General features: G+C 71.0%; 24 protein-coding genes. 12 read left to right on the top strand and 12 right to left on the bottom strand.

All coding sequences use genetic code 11. The features are described from left to right. Window positions 1–39: 39 nt before the first annotated feature. Window positions 40–1,719 (top strand): AMP-binding protein, encoded by a 1,680-nt coding sequence (locus tag IE207_RS25100; RefSeq protein WP_190186561.1) that lies wholly within the window; start codon window positions 40–42, stop codon window positions 1,717–1,719. A 55-nt stretch (window positions 1,720–1,774) separates the two neighbouring features. Here the strand turns inward: IE207_RS25100 and IE207_RS25095 are convergent, their stop codons facing one another. Further along, window positions 1,775–2,263, bottom strand: a complete 489-nt coding sequence (locus IE207_RS25095) for a glutathione peroxidase (RefSeq protein ID WP_190186560.1) — start codon at window positions 2,261–2,263, stop codon at window positions 1,775–1,777. A gap of 45 nt (window positions 2,264–2,308) precedes the next feature. Further along, window positions 2,309–3,109 carry a hypothetical protein gene (locus IE207_RS25090; protein ID WP_190186559.1) on the bottom strand — a complete coding sequence of 267 codons (801 nt, stop codon included), beginning with the start codon at window positions 3,107–3,109 and terminating at the stop codon, window positions 2,309–2,311. Window positions 3,110–3,376: 267 nt separating this feature from the next. Between IE207_RS25090 and gcl the strand changes: the two genes are divergently transcribed. After that, complete coding sequence (gene gcl / locus IE207_RS25085; protein WP_190186635.1) at window positions 3,377–5,155, top strand: glyoxylate carboligase; 1,779 nt, start codon at window positions 3,377–3,379, stop codon at window positions 5,153–5,155. 105 nt (window positions 5,156–5,260) lie between these two features. Here gcl and IE207_RS25080 read toward each other — a convergent pair whose 3' ends face one another. Further along, entirely contained in the window at window positions 5,261–5,872 is a 612-nt protein-coding gene (locus IE207_RS25080) for a TetR/AcrR family transcriptional regulator C-terminal domain-containing protein (protein ID WP_190186558.1), read from the bottom strand. A 65-nt stretch (window positions 5,873–5,937) separates the two neighbouring features. Between IE207_RS25080 and IE207_RS25075 the strand changes: the two genes are divergently transcribed. Beyond that, window positions 5,938–6,171 carry a hypothetical protein gene (locus IE207_RS25075; RefSeq protein ID WP_190186557.1) on the top strand — a complete coding sequence of 78 codons (234 nt, stop codon included), beginning with the start codon at window positions 5,938–5,940 and terminating at the stop codon, window positions 6,169–6,171. 344 nt (window positions 6,172–6,515) lie between these two features. Here IE207_RS25075 and IE207_RS25070 read toward each other — a convergent pair whose 3' ends face one another. The 3 genes from IE207_RS25070 to IE207_RS25060 all read right to left on the bottom strand — a co-directional run bounded on the left by IE207_RS25070 (window position 6,516) and on the right by IE207_RS25060 (window position 9,997). Next, a complete protein-coding gene (locus tag IE207_RS25070) occupies window positions 6,516–7,973 on the bottom strand; it encodes a catalase (RefSeq protein ID WP_190186556.1) in 1,458 nt (485 codons plus the stop codon). Between the two features lie 215 nt (window positions 7,974–8,188). Beyond that, window positions 8,189–9,088 (bottom strand): 2-hydroxy-3-oxopropionate reductase, encoded by a 900-nt coding sequence (locus tag IE207_RS25065; protein ID WP_190186555.1) that lies wholly within the window; start codon window positions 9,086–9,088, stop codon window positions 8,189–8,191. 75 nt (window positions 9,089–9,163) lie between these two features. Beyond that, complete coding sequence (locus IE207_RS25060) at window positions 9,164–9,997, bottom strand: TIM barrel protein (protein WP_190186554.1); 834 nt, start codon at window positions 9,995–9,997, stop codon at window positions 9,164–9,166. A 126-nt stretch (window positions 9,998–10,123) separates the two neighbouring features. Here IE207_RS25060 and IE207_RS25055 point away from each other — a divergent pair, with 126 nt between their 5' ends. The 7 genes from IE207_RS25055 to IE207_RS25025 all read left to right on the top strand — a co-directional run bounded on the left by IE207_RS25055 (window position 10,124) and on the right by IE207_RS25025 (window position 16,057). Next, a complete protein-coding gene (locus IE207_RS25055; protein WP_190186553.1) occupies window positions 10,124–10,378 on the top strand; it encodes a hypothetical protein in 255 nt (84 codons plus the stop codon). Next, window positions 10,375–10,773 (top strand): helix-turn-helix domain-containing protein, encoded by a 399-nt coding sequence (locus IE207_RS25050; protein ID WP_190186552.1) that lies wholly within the window; start codon window positions 10,375–10,377, stop codon window positions 10,771–10,773. The genes IE207_RS25055 and IE207_RS25050 overlap by 4 nt, the downstream gene beginning before the upstream one ends. Window positions 10,774–10,929: 156 nt before the next feature. Beyond that, window positions 10,930–11,442: a 2-oxo-4-hydroxy-4-carboxy-5-ureidoimidazoline decarboxylase gene (uraD, locus tag IE207_RS25045; protein WP_190186551.1), complete on the top strand. Its 513-nt coding sequence runs from the start codon at window positions 10,930–10,932 to the stop codon at window positions 11,440–11,442. Beyond that, window positions 11,439–11,858, top strand: a complete 420-nt coding sequence (gene uraH / locus IE207_RS25040; protein WP_190186550.1) for a hydroxyisourate hydrolase — start codon at window positions 11,439–11,441, stop codon at window positions 11,856–11,858. The genes uraD and uraH overlap by 4 nt, the downstream gene beginning before the upstream one ends. A 5-nt stretch (window positions 11,859–11,863) precedes the next feature. After that, window positions 11,864–12,787 (top strand): factor-independent urate hydroxylase, encoded by a 924-nt coding sequence (gene pucL / locus IE207_RS25035; RefSeq protein WP_190186549.1) that lies wholly within the window; start codon window positions 11,864–11,866, stop codon window positions 12,785–12,787. A gap of 188 nt (window positions 12,788–12,975) precedes the next feature. Then, window positions 12,976–14,379 carry an 8-oxoguanine deaminase gene (locus IE207_RS25030; protein WP_190186548.1) on the top strand — a complete coding sequence of 468 codons (1,404 nt, stop codon included), beginning with the start codon at window positions 12,976–12,978 and terminating at the stop codon, window positions 14,377–14,379. A gap of 286 nt (window positions 14,380–14,665) precedes the next feature. Beyond that, a complete protein-coding gene (locus tag IE207_RS25025; RefSeq protein ID WP_190186634.1) occupies window positions 14,666–16,057 on the top strand; it encodes a nucleobase:cation symporter-2 family protein in 1,392 nt (463 codons plus the stop codon). A gap of 126 nt (window positions 16,058–16,183) precedes the next feature. On the opposite strand, the gene IE207_RS25020 is transcribed toward IE207_RS25025, so the two are convergent. Then, complete coding sequence (locus IE207_RS25020; RefSeq protein WP_190186547.1) at window positions 16,184–17,257, bottom strand: Lrp/AsnC family transcriptional regulator; 1,074 nt, start codon at window positions 17,255–17,257, stop codon at window positions 16,184–16,186. Between the two features lie 128 nt (window positions 17,258–17,385). Between IE207_RS25020 and IE207_RS25015 the strand changes: the two genes are divergently transcribed. Together IE207_RS25015 and IE207_RS25010 are read left to right on the top strand one after the other, a co-directional pair. Continuing rightward, on the top strand, window positions 17,386–19,416 hold the full coding sequence (locus IE207_RS25015) for an ATP-binding protein (RefSeq protein WP_190186546.1): 2,031 nt from the start codon (window positions 17,386–17,388) through the stop codon (window positions 19,414–19,416). 121 nt (window positions 19,417–19,537) lie between these two features. Further along, window positions 19,538–20,650, top strand: a complete 1,113-nt coding sequence (locus tag IE207_RS25010; protein ID WP_190186545.1) for a saccharopine dehydrogenase — start codon at window positions 19,538–19,540, stop codon at window positions 20,648–20,650. On the opposite strand, the gene IE207_RS25005 is transcribed toward IE207_RS25010, so the two are convergent. From IE207_RS25005 to IE207_RS24985, 5 genes are all read right to left on the bottom strand, one after another. Further along, window positions 20,598–21,230: an ATP-binding protein gene (locus tag IE207_RS25005; protein WP_190186544.1), complete on the bottom strand. Its 633-nt coding sequence runs from the start codon at window positions 21,228–21,230 to the stop codon at window positions 20,598–20,600. The genes IE207_RS25010 and IE207_RS25005 overlap by 53 nt on opposite strands. 75 nt (window positions 21,231–21,305) lie before the next feature. Beyond that, the gene (locus tag IE207_RS25000) at window positions 21,306–22,496 is read right to left on the bottom strand and encodes a GDSL-type esterase/lipase family protein (protein ID WP_229873952.1); all 1,191 of its coding nucleotides are present in this window, start codon (window positions 22,494–22,496) and stop codon (window positions 21,306–21,308) included. 304 nt (window positions 22,497–22,800) lie between these two features. Next, window positions 22,801–24,429 carry a malate synthase A gene (aceB, locus tag IE207_RS24995; RefSeq protein ID WP_190186543.1) on the bottom strand — a complete coding sequence of 543 codons (1,629 nt, stop codon included), beginning with the start codon at window positions 24,427–24,429 and terminating at the stop codon, window positions 22,801–22,803. Window positions 24,430–24,690: 261 nt separating this feature from the next. Then, complete coding sequence (locus IE207_RS24990) at window positions 24,691–25,320, bottom strand: nucleotidyltransferase family protein (protein ID WP_190186542.1); 630 nt, start codon at window positions 25,318–25,320, stop codon at window positions 24,691–24,693. Continuing rightward, window positions 25,269–25,514, bottom strand: a complete 246-nt coding sequence (locus IE207_RS24985) for a hypothetical protein (protein ID WP_190186541.1) — start codon at window positions 25,512–25,514, stop codon at window positions 25,269–25,271. Before IE207_RS24985 ends, IE207_RS24990 begins: the two co-directional genes overlap by 52 nt. Between the last annotated feature and the right edge of the window lie 68 nt (window positions 25,515–25,582).

The raw sequence follows: 25,582 nt of genomic DNA, 5'->3' as shown, positions 1-25,582 counted from the left end.
CCCTAGTGATCCACAGCGCCACGCGGCACGATTCCTCATATGACGGAGAACAGCGCCACCGCACAGTTCCTGGCCGCCCGTGACTTCCTGCTCGAACGCCGCGGGGACTACGAAGCCGCCCGGGCCGGCTTCACCTGGCCCCGCCCCGAGCGCTTCAACTGGGCCCTGGACTGGTTCGACCACATCGCCACCGGGAACGGCGCCGACGCCCTGCGGATCGTCGAGGAAGACGGCACGAGCCGCGGGATCTCCTTCGGGGAGCTGGCCGTACGCTCGGGCGCGGCGGCCAACTGGCTGCGCGACCAGGGCGTCGGCGCGGGCGACCGGATCCTGCTGATGCTCGGCAACCAGCGCGAGCTGTGGGAGGTGATGCTCGCCGCGATGAAACTGCGCGCGGTGGTCATCCCCGCCACCCCGCTGCTCGGCGCGGCCGACCTGCGCGACCGGATCGAGCGCGGGCAGGTGCGCCACGTCATCGTGCGCACCGAGGACACCGGCAAGTTCGACGAGGTGCCCGGCACCTACACCCGTATCGCCGCCGGGCCCCAGGTGCCCACCGGGTGGCGCCGCCTGGAGGACATGTACCAGGCGGACAGCGGTTTCACGCCCGACGGCGAGACCCTGGCGGGCGACCCCCTGATGCTCTACTTCACCTCCGGCACCACCGCCCGCCCCAAGCTGGTCGAGCACACGCACGCGTCGTACCCCATCGGGCACCTGTCCACCATGTACTGGGCCGGGCTGCGCCCCGACGACGTCCACCTCAACATCGCCTCGCCCGGCTGGGCCAAGCACGCCTGGTCCAACCTCTTCACGCCCTGGAACGCGGGCGCGACCGTGTTCGTGTACAACTACGCCCGCTTCGACGCCGAGCGGCTGATGGCGGAGATGGACCGGGGCGGCGTCACCACCTTCTGCGCCCCGCCGACGGTCTGGCGGATGCTGATCCAGTCCGACCTGGGCCTGCTGCGCAACCCGCCGCGCGAGGCCGTCGCCGCGGGCGAGCCGCTCAACCCGGAGGTCATCGAGAAGGTCCGCGAGGCCTGGGGCGTGACCATCCGCGACGGATTCGGCCAGACCGAGACCACGCTGCAGATCGGCAACTTCCCGGGCGCGCCGGTCAAGCCCGGCTCGATGGGCCGCCCGGCGCCCGGCTACGAGATCGTGCTCCTGGACCCCGTCACCGGAAAGGAGTCCCCCGACGAGGGCGAGATCTGCGTGGACCTGCGCACCCGGCCCGCCGGGGTGATGACGGGCTACCGCGACGACCCCGAGCGGACGGCCGAGGCGATGGCGGGCGGCCTCTACCGCACCGGTGACATCGCCTCGCGCGACGCCGACGGCTACCTGACCTACGTGGGCCGGTCCGACGACGTCTTCAAGGCCTCCGACTACAAGATCAGCCCGTTCGAGCTGGAGAGCGCCCTGCTGGAGCACGAGGCAGTCGCCGAGGCGGCCGTCGTCCCGGCCCCGGACGCGCTGCGGCTCGCCGTCCCCAAGGCGTACGTCACGCTCGCCGCCGGCTGGGAGCCGGGGGAGGAGACGGCCCGGGTGCTGTTCGAGCACTCCCGGGCCGTGCTGTCCCCGTACAAGCGGATCCGCCGGATCGAGTTCGGCCCGCTCCCGAAGACCGTGTCCGGAAAGATCCGCCGGGTGGAGCTGCGGGAGCTGACCGAGGCCGGCTCGACGGCGGAGTACGACGAGGCCGACCTCCGCTAAGGCCGTGCCGGGCCCCGGCCCGGCCCCGCCTGACGCCGATCAGGCGATCAGGCGATCAAGCCGGCAGCTGCGCCTCGATCGCCGCGATCACCTCGGGCGCCTCGGGCTCGGTGCGCGGGCGGAAGCGCGCCACGACCTCACCGGCGGGGGAGATCAGGAACTTCTCGAAGTTCCACTGGATGTCCCCCGCCTCCCCGTCCGCGTCCGGGGTCTTCACCAGCTCCTGGTACAGCGGGTGCCGGTTCTCACCGTTGACCTCGGACTTCTCCAGCATCGGGAACGTCACGCCGAAGCCCGCCGCGCAGAACGTCTGGATGTCGTCCGCCGAGCCCGGCTCCTGGCCGCCGAACTGGTTGCACGGCACGCCGATGACCGTGAAGCCCTTCTCCTCGTACTTGAACTGCAGCCGGGCCAGCCCCGAGTACTGCGGGGTGAGGCCGCACTGCGAGGCGGTGTTCACCAGCAGGATCGCCTTGCCCTTGTGGGCGGCCAGGCTGGTGGGCTCGTCGGACAGGGTGGTCAGCGGGATGTCGTACAGGCTCATCGGGCTCGTTCTCCTCAGCGGACGCGACTACGCGATGACCCGAGCCTATGGCCCCGTGCCGACCAGTGCGTCCGCCGGGTCGTTGACGGGCTGCGGCATGCCCGTGAGGTCCATGACGAACAGCGGTATCCCCAGGTCGTCGGCGCGCGCCAGGGCGTCCGAGGTGTACCCGGCGAGGGAGAAGTAGACGCTCGTCGCGGAGGCCGTCAGCCCGTTCAGCCATACGCACTCCACCGCCCGCAGCCCGGCCGGCGCCGTACTCGGGTCCACCTGGGCGACCACCCCTGGAGCCCGCAGGTCCACCGCCGCCGACGGTATCGGCGGCCCGTCCGGCTGCCGCACGTCCTGGAAGCCGAGCCAGCGCAGGTACAGCGCGGCCGTCGCCACCGCGTCCCGGGCCGTACGGATGGTCACGGGCCGGAACGGCGGACGCGACACCGGCCCGGCCGGCGGCGAAGCGGGATCCGGCCCCGTCCGCCGTCGAGCGGCCGGGCCCGGATCGAGGGTCCCGGTGCCGTCCGGGCGTACGTCCTCACCCGCGCCCGCGGCACCCCTCGGACCGGCGGCCGCCCGCGGCGGCTCCGGCGCGTGCACCGGGATCAGCACCACCGTCCCGCACGAGGCGCACCCCACCTCCGGGTGCGGCCACTCGCTCTCGCGCCCGCAGGCCGCGCACCGCACCGTGACCCAGCCGTCCGTCCACGTCCGGTGCGTCAGCGGCTGCGGTGGCGCCGCGAGGTCCAGCGCCGGGGTGACCGGACTCCCGCACGCGCACGGATAGACCGGCGCCGTATAGCCGTTCTCGCGCTGGCACGCCGGACACCGCACCGGTACCGCTTCCGCCATGGGACAAGGACCCCCTCCGTCGCTGTGCGTACGTCCATGGTCCACGACGCGCGACGGGCCCGGGCGGCGTCGCTCCGATTTCCCGCCGCGGGGACGGCGATTTGTGCGACCGACCGACCGAGACGCGGCTTTTGGTGGTTTCCGGGGTGCCGAAGCGCCTTGACGTGCGCAGAACTCGCCGCTTAGTTTGTTCCGTATAGCAGAACAAAACTTCCGTATGACGGAAACTGCCTGACCGCCACACCGCAGGAGACCTCGATGCCTCGTATGACAGCCGCCGCCGCTGCAGTGGAGATCCTCAAGCGCGAGGGTGTCGCGCACGCGTTCGGCGTTCCCGGCGCTGCGATCAACCCGTTCTACCGCGAGCTCAAGAACGTCGGTGGCATCAAGCACACCCTCGCCCGCCACGTCGAGGGCGCCTCGCACATGGCGGAGGGCTACACCCGCACCGCGCCCGGCAACATCGGCGTCTGCATCGGCACCTCCGGCCCGGCCGGCACCGACATGATCACCGGCCTGTACTCGGCGATCGCGGACTCCATCCCGATCCTGTGCATCACCGGCCAGGCCCCGGTCGCCAAGCTCCACAAGGAAGACTTCCAGGCCGTCGACATCGCCTCGATCGCCAAGCCGGTCACCAAGAAGGCCACGACCGTCCTGGAGGCCGCCCAGGTTCCGGGCGTCTTCCAGGAGGCCTTCCACCTGATGCGCTCCGGCCGCCCGGGCCCGGTCCTGATCGACCTGCCGATCGACGTCCAGCTGACCGAGATCGAGTTCGACCCCGAGACCTACGAGCCGCTGCCGGTCTACAAGCCGCGCGCCACCCGCGCCCAGGCGGAGAAGGCCGTCCGCTTCCTGCTGGAGTCCGAGCGCCCGCTGATCGTGGCCGGTGGCGGCATCATCAACGCCGACGCCTCCGACCTGCTGGTCGAGTTCGCCGAGCTGACCAACGTCCCGGTCATCTCCACCCTGATGGGCTGGGGCGTCATCCCCGACGACCACGAGCTGAGCGCCGGCATGGTCGGCGTCCAGACCTCGCACCGCTACGGCAACGCGACCTTCCTGGAGTCGGACTTCGTCCTCGGCATCGGCAACCGCTGGGCCAACCGTCACACCGGTTACAACCTGGACGCCTACCTCGGCGACCGCAAGTTCGTCCACGTCGACATCGAGCCCACCCAGATCGGCAAGATCTTCGCCCCGGACTTCGGCATCGCCTCCGACGCCAAGGCGGCGCTGGAGCTCTTCATCGAGATCGCCAAGGAGCTCAAGGCCGAGGGCAAGCTCCCCGACTACAGCACCTGGGTCGCCTCGCACCTGGAGCGCAAGGGCTCGCTGCAGCGCCGTACGCACTTCGACGACATCCCCATGAAGCCGCAGCGCGTCTACGAGGAGATGAACAAGGCGTTCGGCCCGGAGACCCGCTACGTCACCACCATCGGTCTGTCCCAGATCGCCGGTGCGCAGATGCTGCACGTCTTCAAGCCGCGCCACTGGATCAACTGCGGCCAGGCCGGCCCCCTCGGCTGGACCATCCCGGCCGCGCTGGGCGTCGCCTCCGCCGACCCGGAGAACCCGGTCGTCGCGCTCTCCGGCGACTACGACTTCCAGTTCATGCTGGAGGAGCTGGCCGTCGGCGCGCAGCACAAGATCCCGTACGTCCACGTCCTCGTGAACAACGCCTACCTGGGCCTGATCCGCCAGGCGCAGGGTGGTCTCGGCATCAACTTCGAGGTCAACCTGGAGTTCGAGAACATCAACGCGCCGGAGCTGGGCGTCTACGGCGTCGACCACGTCAAGGTCGTGGAGGGCCTCGGCTGCAAGGCGATCCGCGTCACCGACCCGAACGAGCTGGGCGCCGCCTTCGAGGAGGCCAAGAAGCTGGCCGCCGAGTACAGCGTCCCGGTCGTCGTCGAGGCGATCCTGGAGCGCGTCACCAACATCTCGATGAGCAAGACGGTCGACATGAGCGACGTCACCGAGTTCGAGGAGCTGGCGACCGAGCCGGGCCACGCCCCGACCGCGATCCGCCCGATCACGGTCTGATCCCACAGTCCCCCTGACGCACGCACGCACGAACGAACGGCCCCTGGAATCCGCCCGGTTTCCAGGGGCCGTTCGCCGTCCCCGGCTCAGTTCCCCGTCCCCGGCTCAGCCGAGGGCGAGGCCGTCGATCAGTACCTCCACGCCGAGGGCGAGCCGCGCCGCGGCCGGACCGGCGGCCAACTCCGCGGCGCTCGACGCGAGATGCGGATAGCGGGCCGGGTCGAGGCCGGCCAGCCGCTCCTCGATGGAGACACGGGCGTGCCGGTGTTCGAGGGCCTCCTGCAATGCGTCCGGTTCGCCGCCCGCATGGGGAGTGGCGACGGAGACCTCGTAGGTGACCGCGCCGATGTACAGGGCGATCAGGTCGCGTCCCCAGGCGGCCCGTCGACGTTCCACACCCCCGGCCAGCAGCAGGCCGAGGATGCGGTCGAAGAGGCCGAGCCAGGCGGGCGTTGCGGGGATGGAGCCGAGGGAGACCCGCCCGATGCCGGGGTGGGCGTTGAGGGCGTGCACCACGTCGGTGACGAGGGCGGTCAGCCGGGTACGCCAGTCCCCCGGGGGATCGGCCGGGAGCCCGGGCAGCGGCACGGTCGCGATCACCGCGTCGTGCATCAGCCGCAGCAGTACCTCGCGCTGCGGGACGTAGACGTACAAGGACGCGTCGGGTGTTGTCTCGCTGCTGGAGAAGGTCGCCACCGACCTGATCGCCTGCCTCATCGGGCTCTCCACGAATCTCGGTCTACACGGCATGGCCGCGTCCTGCAGCATCCCCTTCGACGCTCATGGCGCCCGGCCCGCTGGTCAACCGCGGCTACACCTGCGGGATCGTGGTCGCCCTCGTCTTCTTCGCCTCGTTCACCGGCCTCGTGCTGGTGCTCTCCCTCTTCCTCCAGGGGCCGCTCGGCCTCTCGCCGCAGGGGGCGGGGTACGCGTCGCCCCCATGGCCCCCGGTACGCCCGAGCATGACAAAGCGCCGAGCCACGGGACCGTCCGTGACTCGGCGCTTTGGGTTGTGACCGCCCGACGGTGCGAGGCTGGCGCGACAGGACGTTCGCACCGCCGGGCGGAGTCGGGGCTCGTGTACAGGGGGCTCTGTGCGTAGCCCCTGTACACGAGTTGCCGGGACCGTGGCGGGCGGGCGACGAGAACTCCGGCGTCGTCTCCCTCAGGTCAAGAGACGGGCCTCGGAACCCATTACCACCGCACTGGCTCGCACGCTCGCCACGGTCCTCACGCGGCGCCGGCCGCAAGGGCCGGCGCTGTCCGCCCTCACCGCGCACCACCCCTCATCCGGGTACGCGGTTCGGGCTCAGCACCCGGGGCATGACCTCCCGTCAGGCCCCCGGTACAACTGGGTGGCTCAGGCGTCGCGCAGGGCGCGGACGGCCTCCTCGACGCGGCGGCCGTAGTCGGCGTCCGCGGCGTGGAAGTGAGCCAGGTTCTTCTCGATGACGTCTTCGAGGGTGACCTGCGACAGGCCTCCGGCGATGTTCGCCACCAGACGCTGCTTCTCGGCCTCCGACATCAGCCGGTAGAGCTCGCCGGCCTGGAAGAAGTTGTCGTCCTTCGTGTGGGCCGGGGCCTCGTGGGTGCCCGTGTAGCCGGAGACGGCCTTCGGGGCGCCGAGCGCGAGACCGGTCTCGGCCGGACCCTGGTACGAGTTGGGCTCGTAGTTCTTGTCGTGGCGCGAGCCGTTGCGCAGCGCCATGACGCCGTCGCGGCCGTAGTTGTCGGCCTTCGTCGCCTTCGGGGCGTTGACCGGCAGCACGGTGTGGTTCACACCGAGGCGGTAGCGCTGGGCGTCGGCGTACCCGAACAGGCGGCCCTGGAGCATCTTGTCCGGCGAGGCGGTGATGCCCGGGACGAAGTTGTTCGGCGAGAACGCGGACTGCTCGACCTCGGCGAAGACGTTGTCCGGGTTGCGGTCGAGGACCAGACGGCCCACTCGCTGGAGCGGGTAGTCGGCGTGCGGCCACACCTTGGTGAGGTCGAACGGGTTGAAGCGGTAGTCCGCGGCCTCGGCGGCCGGCATGATCTGGACGTAGAGGGTCCAGCTCGGGTTCACGCCGCGCTCGATGGCCTGGAGCAGGTCGGTCTGGTGCGAGTTGGCGTCCTTGCCGACGAGCTCGGCGGCCTGCTCGGACGACAGGCAGCGGATGCCCTGGTTCGTCTTGAAGTGGTACTTGACGAAGAAGGCCTCGCCGTTCTCGTTCGTCCACTGGTAGGTGTGGGAGCCGTAGCCGTTCATGTGGCGGTACGACGCCGGGATGCCGCGGTCACCCATCAGCCAGGTGATCTGGTGCGTCGCCTCGGGGGCGTGCGCCCAGAAGTCCCAGACGTTGTCCGGCTCCTGCTTGCCCGTGAAGGGGTCGCGCTTCTGGGAGTGGATGAAGTCGGGGAACTTGATCGGGTCCTTGATGAAGAACACCGGGGTGTTGTTGCCGACGAGGTCGTAGTTGCCCTCTTCGGTGTAGAACTTGAGCGCGAAGCCACGCGGGTCGCGGACGGCGTCCGCGCCACCGAGGGAGTCGGCGACGGTGGAGAACCGCAGGAAGGTCTCGGTCTTCTTGCCGACCGTGTCCAGGAATGCGGCGCTGGTGTACGCGGTGACGTCGTCGGTCACCTCGAAGTAGCCGTACGCGGCCGAGCCGCGGGCGTGCACCACGCGCTCCGGGATGCGCTCGCGGTTGAAGCGGGCGAGCTTCTCAAGGAGCTGCTGGTCCTGGATCAGGAGCGGGCCACCGACGCCGGCGGTGGCGGAGTTCTGGTTGTCGGCGACCGGGGCGCCGGACTCGGTCGTCAGCGTGCGCTTCGACATGGTGACCTTCCGTACGGGTGACTGCTGAGACGGAAGGCGTCTTCCGTCATGCGGAACAGCCTAATTTCGGCGTGAACACGACGTCAACAGTTTGTTGAAAGAAAGAGAGTGGAGGTGATCCGGACGGTGCCGGCGCTTGGGCGCGACAGGACAGGTGTCAGCACCGGCACCATCCGAAACTCGTGTCCCCCTGAGGGGGAGGGTTCAGGCCGTGATCAGACCTGCGCGCCGGAGAGGCGCTCGACCGCGCGGAGCAGGGCGGAGTGGTCCAGCCCGCCGTCGCCCTGGGCGCGCAGCGAGGCGACCAGCTGGGCGACGACCGCGCCGACCGGGAGGGCCGCACCGACGTTGCGGGCGGCGTCGGTGACGATGCCCATGTCCTTGTGGTGCAGGTCGATCCGGAAACCGGGCTTGAAGTCGCGGTTCAGGAAGTTGTCCTTCTTGCGGGTCAGGACCGTGGAGCCGGCCAGACCGCCGTTGAGGACGTCCAGCGCGGCCTGGAGGTTCACGCCCGACTTCTCGAGGAAGACGACGGCCTCGGCGCACGCCTGGATGTTCACCGCGACGATGAGCTGGTTGGCGGCCTTCACCGTCTGGCCGGAGCCGTGCGGGCCGCACAGCACGATGGTCTTGCCGAGCGTCTCCAGGATCGGCAGGGCCGCGTCGAAGTCGGCCTGCTCGCCACCCACCATGATCGACAGGACGGCCTCGATGGCGCCGGCCTCGCCGCCGGACACCGGGGCGTCGATGACGCGGATGCCCTTCTCGGCGGCGTTCTTCGCGAGGTCGACCGAGGTCTGCGGGGTGATCGACGACATGTCGATGATCAGCGCGCCGGACTTGGCGTTCGCGAGGATGCCCTCGGGGCCGTAGTTGATGGCCTCGACGTGCGGCGAAGCGGGCACCATCGTGATGATCACGTCGGCGTCCTTGACGGCCTCGGCGATCGAGCCGGCCGCGGTGCCGCCGGCGGCGGCCAGGCGCTCCAGCTTGTCCTGCTCCAGCGTGTAGCCGGTGACCGAGTAGCCGGCCTTGATCAGGTTCTCGGACATGGGGGAGCCCATGATGCCGAGGCCGATCCAGGCGATCGAGGGAAGCGCAGTGGAGGTGCTCATGATGAGGGTCCTTCTCTTAATGCTTTGTACGAAAAGTGCGGGGAGTGCCTGGCTGATCGCCCGGACTTGGTCCGCCTACTTGGCGGCGCGGGCCTCGGCCGGCAGCCATGCGAACGACGCGGCGGCGTCCGCTGCCTTGTACTCCAGGCCCACGTAGCCCTCGTATCCGGCCTTCTTGAGCTGGTCGAGGAGCTCTTCGAGGGGCAGCTCGCCGGTGCCGGGGGCACCGCGGCCCGGCTTGTCGGCGATCTGGACGTGCCCGGTCTTGGCGGCGTACTTTTCGATGACCTCGCTGAGGTCCTCATCGTTCATCGCCAGGTGGTACAGGTCGAGAAGGAACTTGGCGTTGCCGAGACCGGTGGCCTCGTTGACCTTGTCCACGATCTCGATGCCGGCCGGGGCGCTCACCAGCGGGTAGAGCGGGGACTCCGGCTTGTTGAGGGTCTCGATCAGGAGGATCGCGCCCACCCGGTCCGCGGCCTTGGCGGCCGTGACCAGGTTCTCGAGCGCCAGCTCGTCCTGGACCGCGGGGTCCACGCCGTCGACGCGGTTGCCGTAGAGGGCGTTCAGCGCCTTGCAGCCGACCGAGGCCGCGAAGTCGGCGGCCACGTTGATGTTGGCGTTGAAGCGGTCCGACTCCTCACCGGGCACCGAGACCGCGCCGCGGTCCGGGCCCGGCAGCCGGCCGGCGTAGAAGTTCAGGCCCACCAGCTGGGTGCCCGCGTCCTCAAGAGCCTTCTTGAGGGCGTCGAGCTCCGCCTGGGCGGGAGTGGGGGTCTCGATCCAGGGCCACCACAGCTCGACCGCCGTGAAGCCCGCCGCGGCGGCAGCCGCGGGACGCTCCAGGAGCGGGAGTTCCGTGAAGAGGATCGAAAGGTTCACATCGAAGCGCTGGTCCGTGTATCCCATGAGGGGTGTGCGCTCCTTCCGTATTGCGGAAGTTAGTTTCTGCTTGATGGAAGACTGCATCGAGGTTCGCGTGGCTGTCAAGTGCGCACTGCCGAAAAGTCCCAGCTGCGGGGTAGCTTGGCCCGCGTGCGATTGAGAGTGGAGTTCACGACCGAGCCCTTCGACCTCGAAGAGGCTCCTGATCACGCCGTGGCCGCGCGCGAGGTCATCCAGAAGGCCCGGCTCGACGCGGTGGACGTCGGTCCCTTCGGCAACACCGCCGAAGGGGAGTCCGGCGAGGTGCTGACGGCCGTGGCCGCGCTGCTGCGCAACGCGCTGGAGGCCGGGGCCACGCGAGTGTCGCTCCAGGTCAATGTGATCGCGGAGGACACCACGCCATGACCGAGCCCCGTGACCACCCCTTCGTCGCCGCCGTCAAGCCGCTGGTGGACGCGATGGGCGGCGAGCTGATGGACCCGGCCCAGGCGCAGCCCGACGACGTCGTGCTCAGCTGGGAGGGCCAGGAGCTGCTCGCCGTGCGCCTGCCCCAGCTCTCCGACTCGCTCGACCACATCCTGGCGGCGCTGGAGCGCCGGCACGGCGTACCGTTGGCGCAGCTCGACCGGAAGTCCAAGCAGGACGTGGTGCGCATACTGGAGGCGCGCGGTGCCTTCTCCGTACGGCACGGCGTGGAGACGGTCGCGAGCGCCCTGGGCGTGAGCCGCTTCACCGTCTACAACTACTTGAACAGGGACTCCAGCCCCGCCAAGGCGGCGGAGAAGGACAGCCCGCGGTGAACACCCGCTGACCCGCCGTGACGAGCCGCCGCCCCGATTCACCCGGGCGGCGGCTTTTGTGTACGGGAAGTTTCAACAAAGTGTTGACGGGGTGTTGTCGAGGGCGTTAGCTATGCGCAGCCCGTCAAAAGCAACAACAGGCCACGGAGGCCTACCGTGACTTCGAGTCCGACCCCGGGTCTCACCCGGTTCAACGCCTTGGACGACAGTGCGGCCACGGCCGTGCTGCACGAGGTGTGCGCCAGTTCGGCATGGGGGAGCAAGCTGCTCGCCCAGCGCCCCTTCACCACCGTCGAGGCGCTCTTCTCGGCCAACGAGTCCGCCATGGCGGAGCTCACCGCCGAGGACCTGGCCGAGGCGATGGCGGGACACGCGCCGATCGGTCGCCCGAAGCCGGGAGACCCGACCTCCGCCCGCGAGCAGCGCGGCATGGCCGGCGCCTCGGAGGAGCTGCGGGCCGAGCTCCTCGAACTCAACCTGGCGTACCAGGAGAAGTTCGGCCACGTCTTCCTCATCTGCGCCACCGGCGCGACCGGCGAGTTCATGCGGGACGCGGTCAAGGTACGGATCGGCAACTCGCCGGAGCAGGAGCGGGAGACCGCCCGCGGCGAGCTCGTGAAGATCAACCGGATCCGTCTGACCCGACTCGTGGAGGAAGAGAGCGCATGAGCACCGACACCACGGCTTCGGTGTCCACGCACATCCTGGACACCAGCATCGGCCGCCCCGCCGAGGGCGTCGCCATCTCCCTGTCCGCCCGCACGGGCCTCGACGGGGAGTGGAAGGACCTCGGCGGCTCCGCCACCGACGCGGACGGCCGCTGCAAGGACCTCCCGGCCCTGCCGGAGGGCACCACCCACGTGCGTCTCGACTTCGAGACCGAGACGTACTTCTCGTCCAGGAACGGCTTGGGCGAGAACAGTTCGAACAAGCAAGCCGAGGCGCAGCAGGACGCCCCCCGCGTAAGGGACAGCGGTGCGTTCTTCCCCGAGGTCACCATCACCTTCGCGGTGAACCCGGGCGAGCATTACCACGTACCGCTGCTGCTCAACCCGTTCGGCTACTCCGTTTACCGAGGGAGCTAGCAGACATGCCCACGATTCTCGGCCAGAACCAGTACGGCAAAGCAGAGAACCGCGTAGTCAAGATCACGCGGGACGGCGACACCCACCACATCAAGGACCTGAACGTCTCCGTCGCCCTCTCGGGCGACATGGACGACGTCCACTACTCCGGCTCGAACGCCAACTGCCTCCCGACGGACACCACCAAGAACACGGTGTACGCCTTCGCCAAGGAGCACGGCATCGAGTCCGCCGAGCAGTTCGGCATCCACCTGGCGCGCTGGTTCGTCAACAGCCAGGAGCCGATCCAGCGTGCGCGCATCCGGATCGAGGAGTACGCCTGGGACCGGATCCCCACCTCCGACGCCAACTCGAAGTTCATCGGGTCGGACGAGGTGAAGCACTCCTTCGTGCGCCAGGGCCAGGAGACCCGGGTCACGCAGGTCACGTACGACGGCACCAACTGGGAGGTCATCTCCGGCCTCAAGGACCTCGTCGTCATGAACTCCACGAACTCCGAGTTCTGGGGGTACGTGAAGGACAAGTACACGACCTTGAAGGAGGCCTACGACCGCATCCTGGCCACCCAGGTCTCGGCCCGCTGGCGCTTCAACTGGTCGGATGACGAGCAGCGGATGCCGAACTGGGAGAAGTCCTACGCCGAGACCCGCAAGCACATGCTCGAGGCCTTCGCGGAGACCTACTCCCTGTCGCTCCAGCAGACCCTGTACCAGATGGGTTCGCGCATCATCAACCACCGTTCGGAGATCGACGAGGTCCGCTTCTCGCTCCCGAACAAGCACCACTTCCTCGTCGACCTGGAGCCCTTCGGCCTCAAGAACGACAACGAGGTCTACTTCGCCGCGGACCGGCCGTACGGTCTGATCGAGGCGACGGTCCTCCGCGACGGCGTCGACGCCCGTATCCCCGTGGACATGACCAACCTCTGATGCGGGACGCGTCGTCCCGGGGCTCCGCAGTGGCCCCGGGACGGCGCGACACTCCACAGCTTCCCGAATCGGCACCCGGACGCATCACACGGGGCGGCAGTACTGTCAGCTGTCAGGCCCCCGGCTCCGGCACTCAATTCCCCTGGGTTTGCCGGCCCGCACCGCCACTGAAAGCACGAGGACGTCCCATGGCAGCATCAGCAGCCCCGGACAGCGCCGCCGAGCGCATCGTCATCGAGAACTGTGCGATCGCGACCGTCGACGCCAACGACACCGAATACGCCTCGGGTCACATCGTCGTCGCCGGCAACAGGATCGAGTCCATCGGCGCGGGCAGGGCTCCCGGGAACCTGGAGAACGTCGTCCGCCGGATCGACGGCACCGGGCACCTCGTGACCCCCGGTCTGGTGAACACGCACCACCACTTCTACCAGTGGATCACGCGCGGTCTGGCCACCGACCACAACCTCTTCAACTGGCTCGTCGCGCTGTACCCGACCTGGGCGCGCATCGACGAGCAGATGGCGTACACGGCCGCCCAGGGCTCCCTGGCCATGATGGCCAAGGGCGGCGTCACCACCGCCATGGACCACCACTACGTCTTCCCCAAGGGCTCCGGCGACCTCTCCGGCGCGATCATCCGCGCCGCGTCCGAGATGGGCGTCCGCTTCACCCTCGCCCGCGGTTCCATGGACCGCAGCGAGAAGGACGGCGGCCTGCCCCCGGACCACGCCGTCGAGACCCTCGAAGGGGCGCTCGCCGACACCGAGGCGACGGTCAAGAAGCACCACGACCACTCCTTCGACGCGATGACCCAGGTCGCCGTCGCGCCGTGCTCCCCCTTCTCGGTCTCCACCGAACTGCTCAAGCAGGGCGCCGAGCTGGCCCGCCGCCTGGACGTGCGCATGCACACCCACGGCAGCGAGACCGTCGAGGAGGAGCAGTTCTGCAAGGAACTGTTCGGCATGGGCCCGACCGACTACTTCGAGTCGACCGGCTGGCTCGGCGAGGACGTGTGGATGGCGCACAGCGTCCACATGAACGACTCCGACATCGCCGCGTTCGCCCGCACCAAGACCGGTGTCGCGCACTGCCCGTCCTCCAACGCCCGCCTGGCCGCCGGCATCGCCCGCGTCCCGGACATGCTCGCCGCCGGCGTACCGGTCGGCCTCGGCGTGGACGGAACCGCCTCCAACGAGTCCGGTGAACTGCACACCGAACTGCGCAACGCGCTGCTCATCAACCGGCTGAACCCGGTCCACCGCGAGCGGGCCCTCAATGCCCGCCAGGCCCTGCGCCTGGGCACGTACGGTGGCGCCCAGGTCCTCGGCCGCGCCGACAGCATCGGCTCGCTGGAGGCCGGCAAGCTCGCCGACCTGGTGATGTGGAACATGGGCACGCTGGCCCACTCCTCCATCGCCGACCCGGTCATCGCGCTCGTGTTCGGCGCGGCCGCCCCGGTGACCCTCTCGCTGGTCAACGGCCAGCAGATCGTCGACAACAACCGACTTCTCTTCGCCGACGAGGACGCGATCGCCGCGTCCACTCGGGAAGAGGCGCAGCGCCTGGCGCGCATCTCCGCCCAGGCCTGATTCCCGGCCGGGGGGGACGGCCCCCGGCCGGTGGCCGCGGACCCGAGCGGGGTCCGCGGCAGCCGTACCCGGGAAGCGCCCGAGGACCATTCCGAAGGCGCTCCCGGGCACGGTGAAACGTGACGACGCACCGCGCTGAACCCACCCCGCCCACGCGCCCGCGCCACGGCACCGCCACACCAACGGCACCGCCACAACCGAAGACAGGCTCGACTCGCACAGCGTTCGCCCCCCCTCCCTGACACACCACGTCCCTGCCGACGTGTTCAACCGACCGGAGGAAGCCGTGGCCAAGGCGCCCAGGTTTCGCAAAGACGCAGTCGCAGTACCGCAGGAGAAGCACCCGGTCGACGAGACCCTCCCTCCGCTGAAAATGTTCACGAGCGGTCTGCAGCACGTGGCCGCCATGTACGCGGGTGTCGTCGCCCCGCCGATGATCGTCGGCCCCGCCGTCGGTCTCTCCGCCACCGAGACCGCCTTCCTGATGGGCGCCTCGCTCTTCACCGCAGGACTCGCCACCCTCCTCCAGACCCTCGGCTTCTGGAAGATCGGCGCCAAACTCCCCTTCGTCAACGGCGTCTCCTTCGCCGGAGTCACCCCGATGATCGCCATCGGCAAGGGCGAAGGCGCGAACGCCATCCCCATCATCTTCGGCGCGATCATCGTCGCCGGACTCGTCGGCTTCCTCGCGGCGCCCTACTTCGGCAAACTCGTCCGCTTCTTCCCGCCCGTCGTCACCGGTACGGTCATCACCCTGATCGGTGTCTCACTGCTCCCGGTGGCCTTCAACTGGTCGCAGGGCGGCAACCGCACCGCCACCGACTACGGCTCGATGAAGAACATCGGCATGGCCGCCCTCACCCTGGTGATCGTGCTGGTGATGCGCAAGTTCCTGCGCGGGTTCCTCCAGCAGATATCCATCCTGCTGGGCCTGGTCGCCGGCACGCTGATCGCGATCCCGCTGAACATGACCAGCTTCGACGCCGTCCGCAACGCCGACATCATCGGCTTCCCCACGCCGTTCCACTTCGGCGCCCCGCAGTTCCAGGTCGCCGCCATCATCTCGATGTGCATCGTGATGCTCGTCTGCATGACGGAGTCCACCGCCGACATCCTGGCCCTCGGCCGGATCGTCGGCCGGCCCGCCGACGCCAGGACCATCGAGGGCGGACTGCGCGCCGACACCCTCGGCAGCGCGCTCAGCCCGCTGTTCAACGGCTTCATGTGCAGCGCCTTCGCGCAGAACATCGGCCTCGTCGCGATGACCAAGGTGCGCAGCCGCTTCGTGGTGGCCGCCGGCGGCGGAATCCTGATCCTGCTGGGCCTGTGCCCGATGGCGGCCTCGGTCATCGGCGTGGTCCCGCTGCCGGTCCTCGGCGGCGCCGGCATCGTCCTGTTCGGCTCCGTCGCCGCCAGTGGCATCCAGACCCTGGCCGGCGCGGCCATGGAGAAGGGGGAGAACGCGCTGATCGTCGCCGCCTCCGTGGGCATCGGCCTGATCCCCATCGCGGCGCCCGGCTTCTACCACGCCTTCCCCAAGGACATGCTGGTCGTCCTCGACTCGGGAATCAGCACGGGCTGTGTGGTGGCCATCGTGCTGAACCTGGCCTTCAACCACCTCGGTGCCAAGAAGGAACCGGCCGCGGAGGCGGCCGCGGAACCGGTGTTCGTGCACTGACGGCAGGACCCGGCACGGCCGGGTCCGCGAGCCGGGGCACCGTGTGCGGCGGTGCGGACGTCACCCACTGCGGGTGTGGCGTCCGCGGCGTCGCGCGCGGTACCCCGGCTCAGTGCTTCAGTGCTGTCAGGCCGGGTCGTCAGCGTCCGGCGGTGGGAGCAGGTCCGCCCAGATGTCGGGTGTGACCGTATGGGTCCGCCGGCCCCGTTCGTCCAGGACCTGCGCCTCCGACTTGCGTACGTGCAGCGCCACCGCGGAGTCCGTGATCCGCATCCCCGGCAGCCGCCGGGACAGCTCCGAGGTGTAGCGCGACAGCCCCTCGACGGTGCGCAGCCGTGCGGTGATCATGAAGTTCCAGGGCCCGCTGACGGACATGCAGGTCCGGGTCTCCCGCAACCCCACGGCGGCCGCCGCACACTCGGCCACCTCGTACTCGGGCACCTCCGCCCACAACGTCGCCGCCACCGGCCACCCCGACAGCCCCGACGCCATCGCGCAGCTGTAGCGCAGGCTCTGTCCCGTCTCCAGCCGGCTCAGCCGCCGCCGTACGGTCGACTCGCTCATCGCGAACTCCCGGGCCAGCGAGGCCACACTGCGCCGGGCATCCGCTGCCAGCGCCAGGGCCAGCGGCCGGTCCTCCTGCGTCATGGCGGTGACGGCCGGCGCCACCGCCGCGCCCGGCGCCGGGGAGCGCCCGCTGCGCCCCGTCAGCGAACCGATCTGCGCCGGCGTCAGCTGGTCCAGGCGCCAGCGGTCGGGGGCGTAGTGCACCGCCGTCACCATCGACGAACGGGTGCCGACCACCCCGGGGATCCGCTGCACCCGCAAGGACAGGTACCGGTACAGCGCGTGGAGGTCCGGCACGGCCACGAAGGCCAGCAGGTCCCGGCCGCCGGTGGTGTGCTCCAGCCCCAGCGAGTGCGGATCGGCCACCAAGGCCGCGCCCACGGCCGGGGAGGCCCCCGCGTCGCACATCACCTCCACCCACGCCATGCAGGGCGCCTTGGTGCCCGTACGCAGTCCGAGCCCCGATATCCAGGCCTCTCCGGCGCCGGTCAGCCGCTCCCAGCGGCGCGCGAGGGTGTCGGGGCGCGTGCCGAGCACCGGCGCCAGTCGCTCCCAGCTCGCACGGGGCGCGAGCTGGAGTGCGTGGACGAGCGCCCGGTCGGTGTCGTCCACGGCGGAAACGGCCGAATCCATGTCCTCCCCTTGGCGGATCTCCCGGTCAGTGGCGTGTCAACCGGGCTTTCGGCCGATCATCTCTCTTTGTGTCCCCAACCGGTGAACCAGCCGGTTGTGCGCAGCTTCGGCACATCGCGGGAGGACGTGTGGGGGATCCCGTCGCGGACGTGGGTCAGGCGGTGCCCGCCGAGCTGTCGAGCTTCGTCGGCCGCCGCCGGGAGCTGGCCCGCGCCGCCTCCCTGCTCGCCACCGAGCGCCTCGTCACCCTCACCGGGCCGGCGGGCATCGGCAAGACCCGGCTCGCCGTGCGCGCGGTCCGCACCGTCACGGGCGCCGACGGCCTCGACACCGTCTGGGTGGACGTCTCCGCCCTGCCGGGCTTCCGCCGAGTGGTGCTGGAGCACCGGCTGATCCACGGGCTCGCGGGGCGCGAGGTGCTGCTGGTGCTCGACGGGTGCGAACAGCTCGGCGAGGCCGCGGCCCCGTTGGTGGAGAACCTGCTGCGGTGGCTGCCCCGGGTGCGCGTGCTGATCACCTCGCAGCGCCGGCTCGCGCTGCCCGGGGAAGCGGAACTCGCCGTACCTCCTCTGCCGTTGCCGCCCGCCCCGCCCGATCCCGCCGCACCGCTCCCGATCGACCCGATCGCCGGGTTCGCGGCCGTGCGGCTGTACGAGGAGCGGGCGCGCGGCGCCGACCCCTTCTTCGAGCTGACCGAACGCAACGCCGCCGCGGTCGCCGCCCTGTGCCGGAGCCTCGACGGGATACCCGGCGCGCTGGAGCTGGCGGCCGGGCGCGCCCACCAGTACGCGCCCCTCCAGGCGTTGCGGCGGCTCACCGCAGAACCCCTGGCCTTCCTCGCGGGCGGCGCCGGCCGGGCCACCCTGGTCGACGCCGAGCGCTCCCTGCGGCTCTCCTCGCCCGCCGAGCGGCTGCTGTGGGAGCGGCTCTCCGTCTTCGCCGGGCCCTTCGACGCGGCCGCCGTCACCGAGGTCTGCGGCTTCGGGGAGCTCCCCCCGGACGCCGCCGCCCGGGTGCTCGCCCGGCTGGCTCCGGCCCTGCTGGCCGACGGTGAGCGACCCGGCCGGTACCGGCTGCCGCTCTCGGTGCGCGTGTACGCCGCCCGGCGGCTCGCGCACGGCTCCGGCGGCGACGGGCACACCGCCGCCCTGCGCCACCAAGAGCGCTGGCGCCGGCTCGCCCGGGAGGCCGCCGGGCTGTGGCGCGAGGGGGCGCAGACACAGGCGCGTGAACTGGCGCTGCGCGAACTCCCGGAGCTGCGGGCCGCGATGAACCCGCTGTCCGCCGCGGGGCCGGGGGCCGCGCTGGAGATCGCCGTGGACTTGTGGTTCCTGTGGTCGGCGTGCGGGCTGGTGGCGGAGGGCCGGCGCCATCTGGAACGGGCCCTGGCCCTGCACCCGGCGCCCCGGCCGGCCCGGGCGCTGTGGCTGGCGACCTGGCTGGTGGCGGGGTTCGGAGAGGCGGACACCTGCGACCCGCTGCTGGTGGAGGCCTGGAGCACCGCCGTACAGGAGGGCGAGGACGCCTGCCTGGCCTACCTCGCCCACGTGCGCGGCACGGTGGCCCTGTGGGGGGAGCGGTACGAGGACGCCGCCGCCGAGTACGCCGAGGCACTGGAACTGCTGCCCCCGGACCCCGGGTTCGGGCCCGGCCGGGAGGTGCTCCGGGCCGCCCGGACGCTGGCACTCGCCCGCACCGGCCCTCCGGGCACCCGAGCGCGGGCGAAGAGCGGGCCGGGGGAGGGCATCTGTCCGGGGGAGGGCGCCCCTCCCGCGGAGGCCGGCGCGCCGCCTGCCGCGGACGCCGACCCGTGGGCCCGTTCCTGGGAGCGGTACGCCCGGGCCGTCGCCGAGTCCCGCGCGGGCCGGCCGGAGCGGGCGCGCACCGAACTGCTGCGCGCGCTGGAGACCCAGCTCGCCCTGGACGACCGGCTGGGACAGTCCTTCTCGGCCGAGCTGCTGGCCGAACTGGAGGCCGCCCAGGGCCACTACGAAAGCTCCGCGCTCCTGCTGGGCGCGGTGCGCCGCACCCGCCCGGCCGCCGCGTGCGCGCCGCGCGCCCTCGGGATCCTGCGCGACCGAATGCCCCCGGGGACCCTGCGGGCCGCGTACGCGCAGGGCGCGCGGACCGCCCTGCGCGCCCTGCTGCCCGAACTGTGAGCTCCCGTCCGCGCTGTCGTACTCCTTGCCGAACCCGGTCGGCGAACTGATCCTGAGGCCCGGTCACATGGTGCACGCGGGCGCCCCGAGGGCGTCCTTGAGCAGACAGGTGGTACCGCCGATGGCAGAGTCACCGCAGTTGTGGATGCGCGCAGAGACCCGGCCCACCGAGCGCCGCGCCCCCCTCACCCCGCAGGACGCCGAGCAGCTCGTACGCCAGGGTGTACGGATCACTGTGGAGGAGTCCGCGCACCGGGTCTTCCCGCTCACCGAGTACGAGGAAGCGGGCTGCCGTACCGCGCCCGCCGGCGCCTGGGCCGCCTCCGCGCCGGGCTCCGCCTTCGTCCTCGGATTGAAGGAACTCCCGCCCGTGCCCGAGCGTTTGCGGCACAGGCACGTCTACTTCGGGCACGCCTACAAGGGCCAGGAGGAAGCCCCCGCACTGCTGCGCCGGTTCGCCGCGGGCGGCGGGACCCTGCTCGACCTGGAGTACCTGGCCGATGCGCAGGGGCGCAGGCTGGCGGCCTTCGGCTACTGGGCCGGGTACGCGGGCGCCGCCCTGGCCGTCCTGCACGCCCGCGGCCGGCTCGCCGCCCCGCTGGTCCCCCTCCCGCGCGAGGAGCTCGACGCCCGATTACGGGCCTCGCGGGCCGTCCCGGCTCCGGCGGGGGAGTTGCGCGCCGTCGTCATCGGGGGCCACGGCCGCAGCGCCCGGGGCGCCTGTGACGCCCTGACGATTGCCGGGGTACAGGTGAGCCGGTGGGACCGCGGTGACACCGTCCGGCTGGACCGGGCCGCCCTGCTCGGACACGACATCCTCGTCAACGCGGTCCTCACCACCCGCCCGGTCCCGCCGTTCCTCACCCCGGCCGACCTGGACCCGGACCGGGAACGGCGCCTCACGGTGATCGCCGACATCACCTGTGACACCGGCTCCCCGCTGCACCTGCTGCCCGTCTACGACCGGCTCACCGACTGGGCGGTCCCGGTCCGCAGGCTGCGCGCGGGCCCCCGCCCGCTGGACGTGATCGCCATCGACAACCTGCCGTCCCTGGTCCCCGCGGAGGCGGCCCGGTCCTTCTCGGCGGACCTGATGCCCAAGCTGCTGGCCCTGGGGACGGGCACGCCCGACCCGGACTGGCTCCGCTGCCGGGCGGCCTTCACCCGGGCGCTGGCGGGAGTCAGCCGCTCCGCCGGTCGGCGAAGTCGACGGACAGGTACGGCCATGCCGTGACGAGCCGGGCCAGCCCGGTGACCGTCCCCTCGTCCGGCGACCGCAATTCCACCGGGCCGGGGCGGAAGTGGACGACCGTCCCGGTCGTGCCGTCGCCGGCGATCGGGTTCAGACCGGTGGCGGGAACGCCGTGCTCGTACCGCTGCGTCCAGGCCCCGCCCGCCCGGCGGTTGGTGTGCAGGAGCCACTCGCTGAGCGCCGCGACCACCGACATGCCCCGGCGCGGTTGCCCGTCCGGCAGCAGCTGCGCCCCGGGGTGGTCGAAGAACCGCAGGTCCTTCGTCGCCATGACCGGCTTCTTCACGGGCCGGCCTTCGGCGTCGAGCCGGGTGTCGGTGCCCCGCCCGTCGTCGGCGACGGACACCGAGCCGTCTTCGTGGAAGGTGACGGTGCAACGCCCGCCGCCTTCCCGGGCCTCTGCCTCGTCCGCCGCGTACGCGATGACCTCCAAGGCCAGGTGGCTCAGCCCGCCGGGAGCGAAGCAGGCCGGGTCGCTGCGGATGAGAGCGAGGTGACCGGTGTCCACGGTGGCCGCCCAGTCATGCGTAGTGTTGCGCCAAGAAGCCGTTGTCCTGTCCATGGAACCAGTATCCCGATCACGGACGCAACGGTCCGCCGCGCCCGGGGGCGGGGCGGACCGTCCGTGCCGGGCCGGTCAGGAAGCGGGAGTCAGGTACATGCCGCTCTGGTCGCCGCCCGGGGTGTTCTTGCAGCCCGATGACGAGTTCGCGGGCTGGGCCACGGCCAGGGCGAGGCAGCGCCCGACGGCCAGCTGGCCGAAGTAGTTCGGGTGCATGGACTCCTGGACCAGGCCCTGCGACGCGTTGTTGTCGATCCAGCGCGCCCACTCGCTCGTCTTCGCCGATGCCGGCGCGGCCGCCGTCACCTGCTTGCTGGCCTTCGCGCACACCTCGCGCCCTTGCAGCATGTCGCGCAGGTCCAGGAACTGGACGCCCTTGGCCGCGGCGACCGCCTTGATGCCGCCCGCGATCTGCGGCACGAGGGAGTCCCGCGCCCAGTCCGAGTCCCGGTTCCAGAACGGGCAGCCGCCGGTGTTGAGCCGGCTCCAGTCGCTCTGGGTGTACCGGTTCTCCGCGCCGCGCGGGATCGGCGACGGGTAGGACTGCAGCACGATCCGGTAGGAGGAGTCCGCGTACCCGGCCCCGCGCATCACGGCCCTGATCTCGTCGACCGACTTGCCCACCTTGGCCATGACCCCGTCGATCTTCTGGTCCACGCCCGCCTGCTGGTCGTCGTAGCAGTAGGAGTTCCAGAGGACGAAGTCGTACGCGCACTCCTTGATGATGTCGGCGAAGCCGAGGTCGTTCCCGCCGATGGACAGCGCGATCACCTTGACGTCGTCCGCCGCGGCCACCGCCGCGAGCTGATCCGCCTGCGGCGCCTCGCCCTTGAAGGACACCCCGCCGTTGGACGCCCGGAACACGTTGTCCGAGACGGCCCCCGAGCAGGCGAGGTTCACGGCGACGTCGGCCACCGCGCCGGCGCTCAGCACCTCGGCCGTGTCCGAGCGGTCGCATCCGCCGGCCGTTGTCCCGTACACCTTCGCGGGGTCGTAGGTACTGCCACTGGTCCAGGCCCGGTCGGTACCGGTGCGACTGCCGCTGTTGGTCAGGCTGTTGCCCTTCCAGCGGCCCGCCTCGCCGGAGATGTAGCTGTCACCCATGGACACCACCGCGGTGGGCCCGTTCCCGGGGCTCGCCGCGGCCGGGCCGGCGCCGCCGCCCACCAGTGCCGTCACGGCGAGCGGCAGGGCCAACCCGGCACCGGCCAGTCGTCGCACGCGGCTGCGGGCCCGGTCCTTGCTGACGTTGCGGAATCCGATCACTGCGGAACTCCTGCGGTCGGCCACGCGGATGCCAGGGGCAACTGGCGTGACGTGGCTTGGAAGTGGGGGTTACCGCCGGCGCCGGTGGCATCGGAAAGGTGACACGCGGCCGGATGTTACCGCTAGGTACACGCATATTACGATGACGTAACGACCGACCAGTCGGTCGGGAGTCGAGTCCGCCGCGAGCCGGACACGGCTCCGCCCCCGGCGCGTTGGGGCGACGGGGGCGGAGCTGGTGCGATCGACCGCAGTGACCGCTGTGCTTTCGACTGCTGTGCGTTTCAGCCGAAGTGCGGGGATGTCAGCCGGTCAGCTGCTCGTACGCGGGCAGGGTGAGGAAATCCGCGTAGTCGGCGTCGAGCGAGACCTGGAGCAGCAGGTCGTGGGCCTGCTGCCACTTGCCGGCCGCGAAGGCCTCGTCACCGACCTCGGCGCGGATCGCGGCCAGTTCCTCGGCGGCGAGCTCACGGGTCAGCTCGGCGGTGGCCGGCACCGGCGCGCCGTCGTGCTCGAAGACCACGCCCGCGTTGATCCACTGCCAGATCTGCGAGCGCGAGATCTCGGCGGTGGCCGCGTCCTCCATCAGGCCGAAGATGCCGACGGCGCCCAGGCCCCGCAGCCATGCCTCGATGTAACGGATGCCCACCTGCACCGCGTTGCGCAGGCCCTCGTACGTGGGCTTGGCGTCCAGGGAGTCGATCGCGATCAGGTCGCCCGGGGCCACCGAGACGTCCTCGCGCAGCCTGTCCTTCTGGTTCGGCTTCTCGCCGAGCACCGCGTCGAAGGAGGCCATCGCGATCGGGACGAGGTCGGGGTGGGCGACCCAGGAGCCGTCGAAGCCGTCGGCCGCCTCGCGGTCCTTGTCGGCCCGCACCTTCTCGAACGCGATCCGGTTGACCTCCGCGTCCTTGCGGGAGGGGATGAAGGCCGCCATGCCGCCGATGGCGTGTGCGCCACGCTTGTGGCAGGTCCGGACGAGGAGTTCGGTGTACGCCCGCATGAACGGGGCCGTCATGGTCACCGCGTTGCGGTCCGGCAGGACGAACTTGCCGCCGCCGTCACGGAAGTTCTTCACGATCGAGAAGAGGTAGTCCCAGCGCCCGGCGTTCAAGCCGGCGGCGTGGTCGCGCAGCTCGTAGAGGATCTCCTCCATCTCGTACGCCGCCGTGATCGTCTCGATCAGGACGGTCGCGCGGACGGTGCCCTGCGGGATGCCGACGTAGTCCTGGGCGAAGACGAAGATGTCGTTCCAAAGGCGCGCCTCCAGGTGCGACTCCGTCTTGGGCAGGTAGAAGTACGGGCCCTTGCCGAGGTCGATCAGGCGCTGCGCGTTGTGGAAGAAGTACAGGCCGAAGTCCACGAGGGAGCCGGAGGCCGGGGCGCCGTCGATCCGCAGGTGGCGCTCCTCCAGGTGCCAGCCGCGCGGGCGCATCACGACGGTGGCGAGCTGGTCGGCGGCCTTGAGGGCGTACGACTTGCCCGTGCGCGGGTCGGTGAAGTCGATCCGCCGCTCGTAGGCGTCGATCAGGTTGAGCTGGCCGAGGACGACGTTCTCCCACGTGGGAGCCGAGGCGTCCTCGAAGTCGGCGAGCCACACCTTGGCGCCCGAGTTGAGGGCGTTGATGGTCATCTTGCGGTCCGTCGGACCGGTGATCTCCACGCGGCGGTCGTTCAGGGCGGCCGGGGCGGGCGCCACCTTCCAGTCGCCCTCGCGGACCTGTGCGGTGTCCGGGAGGAAGTCGAGGCTGGAGGTGCGGGCGATCTCGGAGCGCCGTTCGGCGCGCCGGGCGAGGAGCTCGGCGCGGCGGGGGGCGAACCGCCGGTGCAGCTCGGCCACGAAGGCCAGGGCGGCTTCGGTGAGGACTTCGTCCTGCCGGGGCAGGGGTGCGGCGTCGACGACGGGTAGCGGGGACGGCGCTGGTGCGGACATATCTGTCACTCCTTCAGCGGCGGTGCCTGGCGGCCGCGGGGGAATGCTCGCGCGAGACGGCACGCAGTGCCGCCGGGTGTGGAGAGTTCCGGGGTACGGTCGCGGGCGCCGTCTGTGGTTCAGGGCGCTTCTGACCAGTGGATAGTAATTTCCTCATGGTGGAAGTTCAATGGTTTGTTGATGTCGAGATTCTCCTGGTCGACATATTCCGCCGGGAGGTGGCCCTGGGTGCCACGTCGGTCACCCCGCGCACAAGCCACCTCACGCGAGACGCGCCAGATCGGGCGGGGTGTCGATGTCGAACGCCTCGGCGATGTCCGCGCACTCCACCAGCGTGAGTGCCCCGGTGTGCTCCCGCAGGTGCGTCCGCGCGCCCTGGTCGCCGGTCGCCGTCCTCTCGATGTCGCTCCAGCGGGCGGACCCGAACAGCACCGGATGGCCGCGCTCCCCGTCGTAGGCCGCCGCCACGAGGCTGTCGGGGGAGCGGTACGCGGCCAGCACCCGGGCGACCGCCGCCGCCCCGATCCCCGGCTGGTCCACGAGCGACACCAGGGCCGCGACGGCGTCCGTGCCGGCCAGCGAGCGCAGCCCGGCCCGCAGTGAGGAACCCATGCCTTCGGTCCAGTCCGGGTTGTCCACCACCACGCAGCCCGTCAGGTCGGTGCGCTCACGGACCTCCGCCGCGGACGCGCCGAGCACCACGTGCACCGGACCGCAGCCCGCCGCGCGCAGCACCCGCACCGCGTTCTCGACGAGCGGGCGGCCGCGGTAGGACAGCAGGGCCTTGGGGCGCCCGCCCAGGCGACGGCCGCCGCCCGCCGCGAGGAGCAGGCCGGCGATCACCGGCCGGTCGGCGCCGGGCCGGAGGGCGTGCGGGGTGTCTGCTGCCATGACAGCGATTCTCGCCCCTGCGCGGAGCCGCGCGGGCGCCCGGGAGCGAACCGCCACAGTGACGAGCGGCCCCGTGCGAGCCGCCGCTGCGCGGCCGCGGGCCGAAGGGGTGCGGAGATCCGCTGCTCCACGGCTGCCAGCAGGGCTCGCTCGTCACGGTCGGTCAGCAGCCTTGCGTCACGGTGGGTCGACATACCGGCTCTCCTTGCCAAGCGGTGGCCAATACGGCGAGTGTGGTCCCTGATTGGCCTGGCAGGCAGAG

Origin of the sequence: Streptomyces cirratus (genome assembly GCF_014650775.1) — a bacterium.
Lineage (GTDB): Bacteria > Actinomycetota > Actinomycetes > Streptomycetales > Streptomycetaceae > Streptomyces > Streptomyces cirratus.
The sequence above is the reverse complement of the archived record's forward strand: the minus strand, read 5'-3'. Positions and strand labels throughout refer to the sequence as shown.

Excerpts from the sequence above, each read along its gene's own strand:
- IE207_RS25100 (WP_190186561.1), top strand. The coding sequence starts at position 40 with ATGACGGAGAACAGCGCCACCGCACAGTTCCTGGCCGCCCGTGACTTC.
- IE207_RS25095 (WP_190186560.1), bottom strand. The coding sequence starts at position 2,263 with ATGAGCCTGTACGACATCCCGCTGACCACCCTGTCCGACGAGCCCACC.
- IE207_RS25090 (WP_190186559.1), bottom strand. The coding sequence starts at position 3,109 with ATGGCGGAAGCGGTACCGGTGCGGTGTCCGGCGTGCCAGCGCGAGAAC.
- gcl (WP_190186635.1), top strand. The coding sequence starts at position 3,377 with ATGACAGCCGCCGCCGCTGCAGTGGAGATCCTCAAGCGCGAGGGTGTC.
- IE207_RS25080 (WP_190186558.1), bottom strand. The coding sequence starts at position 5,872 with ATGAGGCAGGCGATCAGGTCGGTGGCGACCTTCTCCAGCAGCGAGACA.
- IE207_RS25075 (WP_190186557.1), top strand. The coding sequence starts at position 5,938 with ATGGCGCCCGGCCCGCTGGTCAACCGCGGCTACACCTGCGGGATCGTG.
- IE207_RS25070 (WP_190186556.1), bottom strand. The coding sequence starts at position 7,973 with ATGTCGAAGCGCACGCTGACGACCGAGTCCGGCGCCCCGGTCGCCGAC.
- IE207_RS25065 (WP_190186555.1), bottom strand. The coding sequence starts at position 9,088 with ATGAGCACCTCCACTGCGCTTCCCTCGATCGCCTGGATCGGCCTCGGC.
- IE207_RS25060 (WP_190186554.1), bottom strand. The coding sequence starts at position 9,997 with ATGGGATACACGGACCAGCGCTTCGATGTGAACCTTTCGATCCTCTTC.
- IE207_RS25050 (WP_190186552.1), top strand. The coding sequence starts at position 10,375 with ATGACCGAGCCCCGTGACCACCCCTTCGTCGCCGCCGTCAAGCCGCTG.
- uraH (WP_190186550.1), top strand. The coding sequence starts at position 11,439 with ATGAGCACCGACACCACGGCTTCGGTGTCCACGCACATCCTGGACACC.
- pucL (WP_190186549.1), top strand. The coding sequence starts at position 11,864 with ATGCCCACGATTCTCGGCCAGAACCAGTACGGCAAAGCAGAGAACCGC.
- IE207_RS25030 (WP_190186548.1), top strand. The coding sequence starts at position 12,976 with ATGGCAGCATCAGCAGCCCCGGACAGCGCCGCCGAGCGCATCGTCATC.
- IE207_RS25020 (WP_190186547.1), bottom strand. The coding sequence starts at position 17,257 with ATGGATTCGGCCGTTTCCGCCGTGGACGACACCGACCGGGCGCTCGTC.
- IE207_RS25010 (WP_190186545.1), top strand. The coding sequence starts at position 19,538 with ATGGCAGAGTCACCGCAGTTGTGGATGCGCGCAGAGACCCGGCCCACC.
- IE207_RS25005 (WP_190186544.1), bottom strand. The coding sequence starts at position 21,230 with ATGGACAGGACAACGGCTTCTTGGCGCAACACTACGCATGACTGGGCG.
- aceB (WP_190186543.1), bottom strand. The coding sequence starts at position 24,429 with ATGTCCGCACCAGCGCCGTCCCCGCTACCCGTCGTCGACGCCGCACCC.
- IE207_RS24990 (WP_190186542.1), bottom strand. The coding sequence starts at position 25,320 with ATGGCAGCAGACACCCCGCACGCCCTCCGGCCCGGCGCCGACCGGCCG.
- IE207_RS24985 (WP_190186541.1), bottom strand. The coding sequence starts at position 25,514 with ATGTCGACCCACCGTGACGCAAGGCTGCTGACCGACCGTGACGAGCGA.